The organism is Caulobacter sp. CCH9-E1 (assembly GCF_001556515.1).
Classification (GTDB): Bacteria; Pseudomonadota; Alphaproteobacteria; order Caulobacterales; family Caulobacteraceae; genus Caulobacter.
The window spans coordinates 1-11,555 of the sequence record NZ_LSJA01000385.1; the positions used below are offsets into that span (position 1 = coordinate 1).

The following is an 11,555-nucleotide window of genomic DNA, read 5'->3' on the forward strand; positions in this document are numbered from 1 at the left end:
GTTAGCCCCCTCAGTCGCTCCGCGACAGCTCCCCCGCATCGCGGGGGAGCATCTTGCCGGCTCTACCCCTCCAGCTCCCGCGCCTCTTCCGGCAGCATGATCGGCACGCCGTCACGGATCGGGTAGGCCAGCTTGGCCGAGCGGCTGATCAGTTCGCCGGCGGCGCGGTCGTATTCCAGCGGGCCGCGGGTCACCGGGCACACCAGCACTTCCAAGAGGCGCGGATCGACATCGACGGGGGGAGGGGCGGCTTGGGTCATGGCGCCTGTCTACTGAATCGAAGTCGGTTCGTCATCGTCGCTTCCGGCCGCGTCGATCTCCAATAACGCCGTAAGGGTCGCCTTGCGCTCGAAGATGGTCTCGGCCTCGAGCAGGGCCTGCTTTTCCATCGGGTCGAAGGGCAGGGCCATGGCCAGGCTGTTGATCAGGGCGTCGGAGGGGGCGCTCTCGGCGTCGCCCCAGTCGATGGCGAGGCCTCGGTGGTCCAGATAGCGCCGCAGCGCGGCCAGCAGCCGGTCGATGTCGGCGGCGGTGCGCTCGCCCGCCCCGTCCTCGCGCAGGTCGGGCTCATAGGGCGAAAAGTCCGCGCGGACCTGGCGATAGGGCGTGCGCACGGGCAGCTCCTCGCCGGCCTTGAAGCGGCAAAGGCCCGTGAGGGTGATCAGGTAGCGGCCGTCGCTGGTCTCGGCGAAGCTGGTCACGCGGCCGGCGCAGCCGACCGGCGCCAGGGCCGGCCTTTGATGATCGCCGCCCGGTCGCGTCTGGATCATGCCGATGATCCGCTCGCCGGACATGGCGTCGTCCAGCATGTTCAGATAGCGCGGCTCGAAGATGTTGAGCGGCAGCTGACCGCCCGGCAGCAGCAGCACGCCGTCCAAGGGAAAGACCGGGATCACCAGGGGTAGGTCGCCAAGCTTTCGGTAGACGGCCGGCATGGACTCTCCGTGGGCTGAAACCTTAGCTGAACAGGATCGAAGACAGTTTTCGCCGCCCTTGCTTGGCGACTTCCGAGGTCGGGCCGGCGGCCTCGAACACGGTCAGCAGCTGCTTGCGGGCCGCCTCGTCGTTCCACGTACGGTCGCGGGCGATGATGGTCAGAAGATGGTCGGCGGCCGCCTGCAGCTGGCCGCCGCCGGCCAAGGCCTTGGCCAGCTCGAAACGGGCCTCGTGGTCGTCGGGATCGGCGGCCAGGCGCTGCTCGAAGGCGGCGGTCTCGGACGGGGCTTCCTGGGCCAGGGCCAGGGCCGCGCGGGCGGCGTCGAGGTCGGGGTCCTTGGCGTCGGCGGGGGCCATGGCGACCACCTCGGCCGCGCCTTCCAGGTCGCCGCCGATCAGATAGGCGCGGGCCATGCCGCCGATGGCCTTGATGTTGGTCGGGTCGACTTGCAGGGCCTGGGCGAAGGCCTGGGCCGCGCCGCCGATGTCGCCGATCTCCAGCGATTCCTTGCCCAGCGCGATCAGCTCGTCGAGCGGGCTCTCGCCGCCCCCGGCCTTGGCCAGCTTCTCGACGAAGGCCTTGACCTGGCTCTCGGGCAGGGCGCCTTGGAAGGCGTCGACCGGGCGGCCGTCGACGAAGGCGTAGACGGTCGGGATCGACTGCACGCGCAGCTGGCCGGCGAAGGCCGGATTGGCGTCGACGTCGATCTTCACCAGCTTCACCGCGCCGTTGGCTGCGCCAACGACCTTCTCAAGAGTGGGAGTCAGCTGACGGCAAGGGCCGCACCACGTCGCCCAGAAGTCGACGATGACCGGCTGGGTCTTCGACGCCTCGATGACGTCGGCCATGAAGGTGGCGTCCGAGCCATCCTTGATGTGTTCGCTCTTGCCCGAGGCGGGGGGCTTTTCGCCGATCAGGGACATCGGGTCTCTCGCATTCGGTATTGGGGCAGGAAACGCTTCAGCCGCCAAGATGGTCCCTGGCGGGCGCGCGCGCAATGATGTGATCGCTTGACGACGGGCGGATCAGACGACGGCCATCGCCTCGAAGTCGACGATCATCGGCTCGATATCGAGAGCGGCCAGGAACTTGCGGAAGCCCGCCTGGCTGACGGCGGTGGTGGCGTCGTTCTTCAGCGGGTGGAAGTTGACCGGGTCGCTGTCCGCCAGGGCCTTGTCCAGCACGAAGCGCACGCGCTTGTCGCTGTCGTTGATCAGGCCGAAGGCGGTGACCGAGCCCGGCGTCACGCCCAGGGTCTCGACCATCATCGCCTCGGGACCGAACGACAGCCGACCCGAGCCGATCACGTGGTGCAGCTTCTTCAGGTCGATTTTCGTCTCGCCCAGGGCCGAGATCAGCCACAGCTGGCCCTTGGCGTCCTTGAGGAACAGGTTCTTGGTGTGGCCGCCGGGCAGGGCGGCCTTGATCTCCAGTCCTTCCTCGACGCGGAACACCGGCGGGTGGTCGAGGGTCTTGTGATCGACCCCGTGGGCGTCGAAGAAGGCGAACAGGTCGGCGCGGGTCTTCATGCGGCTCTACTAGACGGCCTCGGGTCTTGCCCGCTAGACCTGATCCACAAGGGGCAGGAAACCGAGCAAAGGACCGGCATGGAACTGGAGTGCTATCCCACCGAGAACCGTCCGCCGGAGATCGTGCCGGGCCGGCCGCAGCGCGCCTGGATGGACCGGTTCGCCGAGCGCCACCCCTATCGCTGTTTGCCGCTGACCATGGCCAACACCACCGGCTGGGATATCCTCTGTCCCGTCGGCTTCTCGATGACCTGGGACGGCGGCGCGCACCAGGAGTGCATCAAGTTCCAGCCCGACCACCCCTATCCGGGCTTCACCGACTTCGTGAAGTCACACTTCACGCGGGGGGTCGTGACCTTCCACACTGGCTATCTGTTCCGCACGCCGCCGGGCTGGTCGATGATGGCCATGGGGCCGCCCAACCACGTCAAGGACGGCATCCAGCCGCTGGCTGGCGTCATTGAAACCGACTGGCTGCCGTTCCCCTTCACGATGAACTGGATCTTCACCCGCCCCGGCACGGTGCGGTTCGAGAAGGGCGAGACCTTCTGCTTCTTGATGTTGCTGCAGGACAAGGCGATCGAGTCGTTCCAGCCGGTGATCCGCTCGATGAACTCCAATCCCGAGCTGCGCCGCCAGTACGACGTCTGGGCCGAGAAGCGCACCGAGTTCAACAACCTGATCTTCAAGCGCGACCCCGAAGCCACCAAGGAGGCCTGGCAGCGCTTCTACTTCAAGGGCGAGTACCCCGAGGAGATCCAGGCCGAAGCGCCCAGCCACCACGTCAACAAGCGCCGCCTGAAGTCGCCCAAGCTGGGGGTTTAGGCGCCCGCCTGATCCTTCCACCCGAGCGCCAAGCGCCGCCGTGACTTCGTTCGCCTTCCCCCTTAGGGTCGCGACCAAACGCACCTTGAGGGTCTGGGGGAAATCGAATGGATCGTCGGCTGACGGCGCTGGCCGCCTTGTTGCTCATGTCGGGATCGGCCTTGGCTCAGACGGCCGGGACCCAGACCACGCCGGCCGTCGCGGGCGCGGCCAAGCCCGACAAACCCGAGAAGTGGAACGTCAACGCGCCGCCGGGCGTCGCCACCCGCGAGGTGCGCATCGCCGTCGACAACGGCACCTGGATGAACGTTGACGTCTCGCGCGACGGCAAGCTGATCGCCTTCGACATGCTGGGCGACATCTATGTCATGCCGATCGCCGGCGGGACGCCGACGCGGATCGCCGAGGGTCTGGCCTATGACCAGCAGCCGCGCTTCTCGCCGGACGGCAAGCGCATCGCCTTCACCTCGGACCGCGGCGGCGGCGACAACATCTGGGTGATGAACGCCGACGGCAGCGACAAGCGCCAGGTGACCAAGGAGGACTTCCGCCTCCTGAACCAGCCCAGCTGGAGCCCGGACGGCCGCTTCATCGTCGCCAAGAAACACTTCACCACGGGCCGCTCGCTGGGCACCGGCGAGGTCTGGGTCTACCACGTCTCGGGCGGCGGCGGCGTCCAGCTGGTCAAGCGCGCCAGCGAGGCGCTGCAGAAGGAGCTGGGCGAGCCGATCTACGCGGCCGACGGCAAGAGCGTCTTCTATACCCGCAACGTCACGCCCGGGCCGATCTTCGAATACGCCCAGGACTCCAACACCGCCCTGTTCGACATCGAGCGCTACGACCTGGAGACCGGCGAGGTGACGACCGCCGTGTCCGGCCTGGGCGGGTCGGTGCGGCCGACGCCGTCGCCCGACGGCAAGAAGATCGCCTTCGTCCGCCGCGAGCGGACCAAGTCCAAGCTCTATGTGAAGGACCTGACCTCGGGCGAGGAGCGCAAGGTCTATGACGCTCTCGATCAAGACGTGCAGGAGACCTGGGCGGTCACCGGCGTCTATCCGAACATGGCCTGGACGCCCGACGGCGCCAGCGTGGTGTTCTGGGCCGGCGGCAAGATCCGACGCGTGAACGTGGCCGATGGCGCGTCCACCGTGATCCCGTTCAAGATCGACGACACTCGCGTGGTGGTCGACGCGACCCACCCGCAGATCGACGTCGCCCCCGATCGCTTCGCCACCAAGATACCGCGCTGGGCCAGCGTCTCGCCGGACGGCAAGTCGGTGGTGTTCGAAACCCTCGGCAAGCTCTGGATCAAGTCCACGGCGGGCGGCGAGCCACGCCGACTGGTCTCGGGCGACGAGGCCGAGTTCGAGCTCTATCCGTCGTGGTCGCGCGACGGTCGCACGATCGCCTTCGTCGGCTGGACCGACGCGGGCCTGGGCCGTCTGCGCACGGTGGCCGCCAGCGGCGGCGCGGCCAAGGACGTGATCGCCCAGCCGGGCCACTATGGCGCGCCGCGTTTCTCGCCGGATGGCAAGACCATCGTGTTCGAGCGCCGGGGCGGCGGCGGCCTGACCTCGCCCCGCTGGTCGCAGGATCCGGGCGTGTACCGCGTGGCCGCCTCGGGCGGCGTCCCGGTTCGGATCTCGCGCGGCGGAGCCGATCCGCAGTTCGGCGCCGCCAACGACCGCGTGTTCATGCTGATGTCCGAGAAGGACAAGCGCCAGCTGGTCAGCACCGACCTGAACGGCCAGGCCAAGCGCGTCCACGCCAGCGGCGACATGGTCACCGCCTACCAGGTCTCGCCCGACGGCCGGAACGTGGCGTTCCGCCAGAACTACGAGGCCTTCGTCATGCCGCTGATGCCTGGGACCCAGGAGGTCGCGGTCGATCAGAAGGGCGGGCCGCTGCCGGTGACGCGGGTCAGCGCCGAGGGCGCCGACTTCATCAACTGGTCCAAGGACGGCAAGCAGGTCCACTGGAGCATGGGGCCGACCCTGTTCACGGCCGAGACCGACGCGCTCTACGCCAACGCTCCCGCCGCCGAAGGGGTGGGCAAGGACGAGGGCAAGTTCAAGCCGGTCAAGACCGGCCTGTCGCTGTCAATGGAGGCCGTCGCCGACAAGCCGACCGGCGTCGTCGCCCTGACCGGCGCGCGCATCGTCACCATGGTCGACAAGAGCGGCGGGATCATCGACAACGGCGTGATCGTCATCAAGGGCGACCGCATCGTGGCGATCGGTCCGAAGGCCGGCACGCCCGTGCCCGCCGACGCCAAGGTGGTCGATGTCGCGGGCAAGACCATCATCCCCGGCCTCGTCGACGCCCACGCCCACGGACCGCAGGGCGATGACGACCTGGTGCCGCAGCAGAACTGGTCGTCGATGGCCAACCTGGCCATGGGGACGACCACGATCCACGATCCGTCGTCCCGCGCCGCCGAGATCTTCGTCGCCGCCGAGCTGCAGCGCGCGGGCAAGATCCTGGCCCCGCGCACCTTCTCGACGGGCGAGGTCATCTATGGCGCCAAGGCGGCCGGGGTGTATGCTGAGATCAACAGCCTGGACGACGCCCTGGCCCATGTGCGCCGGCTGAAGGCCCAGGGCGCCCACAGCGTCAAGAACTACAACCAGCCGCGCCGCGAGCAGCGCCAGATGGTGGTCGTCGCGGCCCAGAAGGAGGGCATGGAGGTCGTGCCCGAGGGCGGGTCGCTGTACGCCATGGACGTGACCCTGGTTCAGGACGGCAACGCCACCGTCGAGCACAACCTGCCAGTGGATCGCTTCTACGACGACATCGTCAGCCTGTGGTCGCAGACCAAGACCAACTACACCCCAACCCTGGTGGTCGCCTATGGCGGCCTCGCGGGCGACCCCTACTGGCGCCAGCACATGGACGTCTGGGCCCACCCGCTGCTGTCGAAGCACGCGCCGCCGGCCCTGCTGGCGGCCCGCAACGTGCGCCGCCAGGCCGCGCCGGAAGAGGACTATGTCGACGGCGCCACCGCGCGCGAGGCCAAGAAGCTGGCCGATCGCGGCGTGCAGGTGGCCATCGGCGCGCACGGCCAGCAGGCCGGCCTCGGCGCGCACTGGGAGCTGTGGTCCTTCGTGCGGGGCGGCTGGAGCCCGGTCGAGGCTCTGGCGGCGGGGACGATCAACGCGGCCCGCTCGCTGGGCTACGCTAAGGACGTGGGCTCGCTGGAGGCGGGCAAGCTGGCCGACCTGCTGGTGCTGGACGCCGATCCCACCGTCGACATCCGCAACAGCGACAAGCTGTACCGCGTGATGCTGGGCGGGCGGCTCTACGATCCGGCGACCCTGAACGAGACGGTGACCGGCAAGCGCGTCCGCCAGCCCTACTGGTGGGAGCGTTCGGGCGAGACCTGGAGCGGCGGCCAGGGCGGCGCCGATCACACCGACGACGTCGGGTAGGAAGCCGGGGGGGGGGGCGGCCTTCTAGGCCGCCTTCACCGCGCCGGCGATCGACTTGACCACCTTCTTGACCAGGGCCGGGTCGTCGCCCTCGGCCATGATCCGGATCAGGGGCTCGGTGCCGGAGGCGCGGACGACGATGCGGCCCGAGCCGTTCAGTTGGGCCTCGCCGTCGGCGATGGCTTCCTTGACGGTCTTGGCCTCCAGCGGCTTGCCGCCGGCGAAGCGGACGTTTTCCAGGAGCTGCGGCACCGGCTCGAACTGGCGGCTCAGCGCGCTCATCGGCTGGCCGCTCTCGACCATCACCGCCAGCACCTGCAGGGCCGCGATCAGGCCGTCGCCCGTGGTCGAGAAGTCCGACAGGATCAGGTGGCCCGACTGCTCGCCGCCGACATTGAAGCCGCCCTCGCGCATGCGCTGCATGACATAGCGGTCGCCCACGGCGGTGCGCTCCAGCGACATCCCGAGGGCGTTCAGGTGGCGCTCGAGGCCGAGGTTCGACATGACGGTGGCGACCACGCCGCCGCCCTTCAGCGCGCCGTCCTTGGCGAAGGCGCCGGCGATGATGGCCATGATCTGGTCGCCGTCGACGACCACGCCCTTCTCGTCGCAGATCACCAGGCGGTCGGCGTCGCCGTCCAGAGCGATGCCGATGTCGGCGCGGTATTCGCGGACCATCTTGGCCATGGCCTCGGGATGGGTCGAGCCGCACTCCTCGTTGATGTTGGTGCCGTCCGGCGACACGCCCAGCGAGATGACCTCGGCGCCCAGCTCATAAAGGGCGGTCGGGGCGACCCTGTAGGCCGCGCCGTTGGCGCAATCGATGACGATGCGCAGGCCCGAGAGGTTGCGATGGCGCGGGAAGGTCGCCTTGACGATCTCGACATAGCGCGCCTGGGCGTCGTCGATCCGCTTGACCCGCCCCAGTTCGCGCGGAGCGGCCAGACCCTCCTGCAGGCCCTCGTCCATCAGGGCCTCGATCTTCAGCTCCTGCTCGTCGGACAGCTTGTAGCCGTCGGGACCGAACAGCTTGATGCCGTTGTCGGCGAAGCTGTTGTGGCTGGCCGAGATCATGACGCCCAGGTCCGCGCGCATCGAGCGGGTCATCATGGCGACGGCCGGCGTCGGCAGCGGACCGAACAGGCGCACGTCCAGGCCGACGCTGGTCAGGCCCGCGACGAGAGCCGGCTCGATCATGTAGCCCGACAGGCGTGTGTCCTTGCCGATCACCACCAGGTGGCGGCGCTCGTCCTGCGAGCGGAACAGCTTGCCGGCCGCCAGGCCCACCCGCAAAGCGACCTCGGCCGTCATCGGGTGCTTGTTGGCCTGACCGCGGATGCCGTCGGTGCCGAAATAGGCGCGCTTGCTCATGTGATTTCGTCGTCTCTTGGCGAGCGTAAAGTCGTTGGGTCGCTCATTGCCCCAATTCTGAGCCATTCAGAAGGGATTGGCTCGCTGAAATTCGGCTCGCGAAACGATCCGAAATGCAGATTTATCAGAGCCAATCCAGGACGAGTGCTAAACGCGGCTTCGCAAAGCTAGCGCCCGCGCACGATCCGGTGACGCGTTCTACAAGGGATCATGGCCCATGTGCGGCATTATCGGCATCGTCGGCAAGCAACCGGTCGCCGACCGTCTGATCGAGAGCCTCAAGCGCCTGGAGTACCGCGGCTACGATTCGGCGGGGATCGCCGGCGTGGTCGGCGACCACATCGAGCGCCGTCGCGCCCAGGGCAAGATCAAGGCGCTGGAGGCCGTGCTGGCCGAAGAGCCGCTGAACGCCGTCACCGGAATAGGCCACACCCGCTGGGCCACCCACGGCGCGCCGAACGTCAGGAACGCCCACCCGCACACAGCGGGCCGGGTCACTCTGGTCCACAACGGCATCATCGAGAACTTCGCGGAGCTGAAGGCCGAGCTGGCCGCCGCCAGCCGCGCCTTCGAGAGCGACACCGACACCGAGGTGATCGCCCAGCTGATCGACGCCCAACTGGCGACGGGCCTGGCGCCCCTGGACGCTTTCAAGGCCACGCTGGACCGCCTGACCGGCGCCTACGCCCTGGCCGTGCTGATCGAGGGCGAGAAGGACCTGATCCTGGGCGCCCGCCGCGGCAGCCCGCTGGTGGTCGGCGAGGGCCAGGGCGAGATGTTCCTGGGCTCGGACGCCCTGGCCGTCGGCCCCTTCACCAACCGGGTGATCTATCTGGAGGAGGGCGACTACGTGGCCCTCGACCATGACGGCTGCCGCATCTTCGACGCCTCGGGCGCGGAGGTGACGCGCCCCGTCCGCGTGGTGCCGACCTCGTCGGTGATGCTGGAGAAGGGCAACTATCGGCACTTCATGGAGAAAGAGATCCATGACCAGCCCGAGGGTTGCCAGCGCACGATCGCGGCCTATGTCGACACCCTGACCTCGCGCGCCTCGGTCCCCGGAGACATCGACTTCGCCAAGCTGGAGCGCATCCAGGTCGTGGCGTGCGGCACGTCCTATATCGCCGGCGTCGTCGGCAAGTACCTGATCGAGCAGTTGGCCGATCTGCCGGTCGACGTCGAGATCGCCTCGGAGTTCCGCTATCGCACCCCCGCCCTGCGGCCGGGCTCTCTGGTCGTCGCCATGTCGCAGTCGGGCGAGACGGCCGACACCCTGGCGGCCCTGCGCTACTGCAAGGCCAAGGGCATGAAGAGCGCGGTGGTGGTCAACGCCCAGGAGTCCACGATGGCCCGCGAGGTCGACGTGGTCTGGCCGATCCACTGCGGTCCCGAGATCGGCGTGGCCTCGACCAAGGCCTTCACCGCCCAGGTCAGCGTGATGATCGCCCTGGCGATCGCGGCGGCCAAGGCGCGGGGGACGATCGACGCGGCCGAGGAGCAGCGCCTGGTGAAGGTGCTGCTGGAAGCCCCCCGCCTGATCGCCGAGGCCATCGGCCTGGAAGACGCCATCAAGGAAATCGCCGCCGACGTCGCCAAGGCCCGCGACGTGCTCTATCTCGGCCGCGGTCCGATGTCGGCCCTGGCCCTGGAAGGCGCGCTGAAGCTGAAGGAGATCAGCTACATCCACGCCGAGGGCTACGCCGCCGGCGAGCTGAAGCACGGGCCGATCGCCCTGGTCGACGACCAGACGCCAATCGTGATCCTGGCGCCCTACGACAGCTATTTCGAGAAGTCCGCCTCGAACATGAGCGAGGTGATGGCGCGCGGCGGCCAGGTCATCTTCATCACCGACACCGAGGGGGTGAAGCACGCGCCGGCGGGGGCCAAGGTGGTGGTCACGGCCCCGGCCTCGGACCCGCTGGTCTCGACCCTGGTCATGTCGGCCCCGATCCAGCTCCTGGCCTACCACGTCGCCGTGGTGAAGGGCGCGGACGTCGATCAGCCGCGGAACCTGGCCAAGTCGGTGACGGTGGAGTGATCTAGCCGTTCAGGCGCGAGTGCTTGCGCGAATAGCCGAAGTACACCGCGCACGCTCCCGCCACCCAGGCCGCGAACAGCGCCCAGGTGTCCAGCGGCAGGCCGATGATCAGGTAGCCGCAGAAGGCCACGCTGGCGATCGGCAGCAGCGGATAGAGCGGCACGCGGTAGCCGCGCGGCAGGTCCGGCTGGGTCCGGCGCAGGATGATCACGCCCAGCGAGACGATGGCGAAGGCGATCAGCGTGCCCATGCTGGTCAGGTTCACCAGCACGTCGAGCGGCACGAACGCCGCCAGCACGGCGATGAAGGCCGCGACGATATAGGTGTTGAGGTCCGGGCTGCGGGTCCTGGGGTGCAGGCGCTGGAAGACCTTGGGCAGCAGGCCGTCGCGGCTCATGGCGTAGAGGATCCGCGTCTGGCCGTACATGACGACGAGCGTGATCGAGAAGATCGAGACGATCGCGCCCACGCACAGCACCAGCGAGGTCCAGGCTTGGCCCGTCAGGTTGCGCAGGATCACGGCGAGACCGGCTTCCTGGCCCTTGAAGGCGGTCCAGGGCTGGGCGCCGACGGCGGCCAGGGCGACCAGGATGTAGATGGCCGTGACGATCAGCAGGGACAGCACGATGCCCAGCGGCAGGGTTCGGCGCGGGTCCTTGACCTCCTCGCCCGCCGTCGAGACCGCGTCGATGCCGATGTAGGAGAAGAAGATCGACGAGGCGGCCGCGCCGACGCCGGCCACGCCCATCGGCATGAACGGCGTCAGGTTGCGGACGTGGAAGCCGCTGAAGGCGATCACGACGAAGAACAGCAGGACCAGCAGCTTCAGCACCACCAGCACGGCGTTGGCCGTCGCCGACTCCTTAACGCCGCGCAGCAGCAGCACCATGCAGGCGCCGACCAGGACGACGGCGGGCAGGTTGACCACGCCGCCCGCCCCCGGCGGCTTGGCGATCACGTCGGGCAGCCGCCAGCCGACCAGGTCGACCAGCATCTCGTTCAGGTACTGGCCCCACCCCACGGCGATCGCCGAGGCCGAGACGGCGTACTCCAAGAGAAGGCAGGCGCCGACGATGAAAGCCACGAACTCGCCCAGCGTCGCGTAGGCGTAGGAATAGGACGAGCCCGACACCGGAATGGTCGAGGCCAATTCGGCGTAGCACAGGGCGGTCAGGGCGGCGGTGATCCCGGCCAGCACGAACGAGACGATCACGGCGGGACCGGCGGCCGGCACGGCGGTGGTCAGGGCCACGAAGATGCCGGTGCCGATCGTGGCGCCGACGCCCAGCATGGTCAGCTGGAACAGGCCCATCGAGCGGTGCAACGCTTCGGGCGGATGCTCGCCTTCCACCTGGGCGACGGGCTTGCGGCGCAGAAGGTCGGCCGCGCGGAACGGGGCCATGGCGGCTCCTTCACGGAAAATCAGG

General features: G+C 68.5%; 9 protein-coding genes. 3 read left to right on the plus strand and 6 right to left on the minus strand.

The annotated features are described in order from the left end of the window. Positions 1-62: 62 nt before the first annotated feature. The 4 genes from AX690_RS21450 to AX690_RS21465 form a co-directional block, all read right to left on the minus strand. Complete coding sequence (locus AX690_RS21450; RefSeq protein WP_066687387.1) at positions 63-260, minus strand: Trm112 family protein; 198 nt, start codon at positions 258-260, stop codon at positions 63-65. A 9-nt stretch (positions 261-269) separates the two neighbouring features. Further along, positions 270-935 carry an LON peptidase substrate-binding domain-containing protein gene (locus AX690_RS21455; RefSeq protein ID WP_066687390.1) on the minus strand — a complete coding sequence of 222 codons (666 nt, stop codon included), beginning with the start codon at positions 933-935 and terminating at the stop codon, positions 270-272. Between the two features lie 22 nt (positions 936-957). Beyond that, on the minus strand, positions 958-1,860 hold the full coding sequence (locus AX690_RS21460; protein WP_066687392.1) for a co-chaperone YbbN: 903 nt from the start codon (positions 1,858-1,860) through the stop codon (positions 958-960). Positions 1,861-1,962: 102 nt separating this feature from the next. Continuing rightward, positions 1,963-2,466 carry a prolyl-tRNA synthetase associated domain-containing protein gene (locus tag AX690_RS21465; protein ID WP_066687394.1) on the minus strand — a complete coding sequence of 168 codons (504 nt, stop codon included), beginning with the start codon at positions 2,464-2,466 and terminating at the stop codon, positions 1,963-1,965. A gap of 78 nt (positions 2,467-2,544) precedes the next feature. On the opposite strand from AX690_RS21465, the gene AX690_RS21470 reads away from it, so the two are divergent. Next, positions 2,545-3,291: a DUF6065 family protein gene (locus tag AX690_RS21470; RefSeq protein WP_066687395.1), complete on the plus strand. Its 747-nt coding sequence runs from the start codon at positions 2,545-2,547 to the stop codon at positions 3,289-3,291. A 107-nt stretch (positions 3,292-3,398) separates the two neighbouring features. After that, a complete protein-coding gene (locus tag AX690_RS21475; RefSeq protein ID WP_066687400.1) occupies positions 3,399-6,719 on the plus strand; it encodes an amidohydrolase family protein in 3,321 nt (1,106 codons plus the stop codon). Positions 6,720-6,743: 24 nt separating this feature from the next. Here the strand turns inward: AX690_RS21475 and glmM are convergent, their stop codons facing one another. Beyond that, positions 6,744-8,090 carry a phosphoglucosamine mutase gene (gene glmM, locus AX690_RS21480; RefSeq protein ID WP_066687402.1) on the minus strand — a complete coding sequence of 449 codons (1,347 nt, stop codon included), beginning with the start codon at positions 8,088-8,090 and terminating at the stop codon, positions 6,744-6,746. A 217-nt stretch (positions 8,091-8,307) separates the two neighbouring features. Between glmM and glmS the strand changes: the two genes are divergently transcribed. Beyond that, positions 8,308-10,128 (plus strand): glutamine--fructose-6-phosphate transaminase (isomerizing), encoded by a 1,821-nt coding sequence (glmS, locus tag AX690_RS21485; protein WP_066687406.1) that lies wholly within the window; start codon positions 8,308-8,310, stop codon positions 10,126-10,128. Between the two features lies 1 nt (position 10,129). On the opposite strand, the gene AX690_RS21490 is transcribed toward glmS, so the two are convergent. After that, a complete protein-coding gene (locus tag AX690_RS21490) occupies positions 10,130-11,530 on the minus strand; it encodes an amino acid permease (protein ID WP_066687409.1) in 1,401 nt (466 codons plus the stop codon). Between the last annotated feature and the right edge of the window lie 25 nt (positions 11,531-11,555).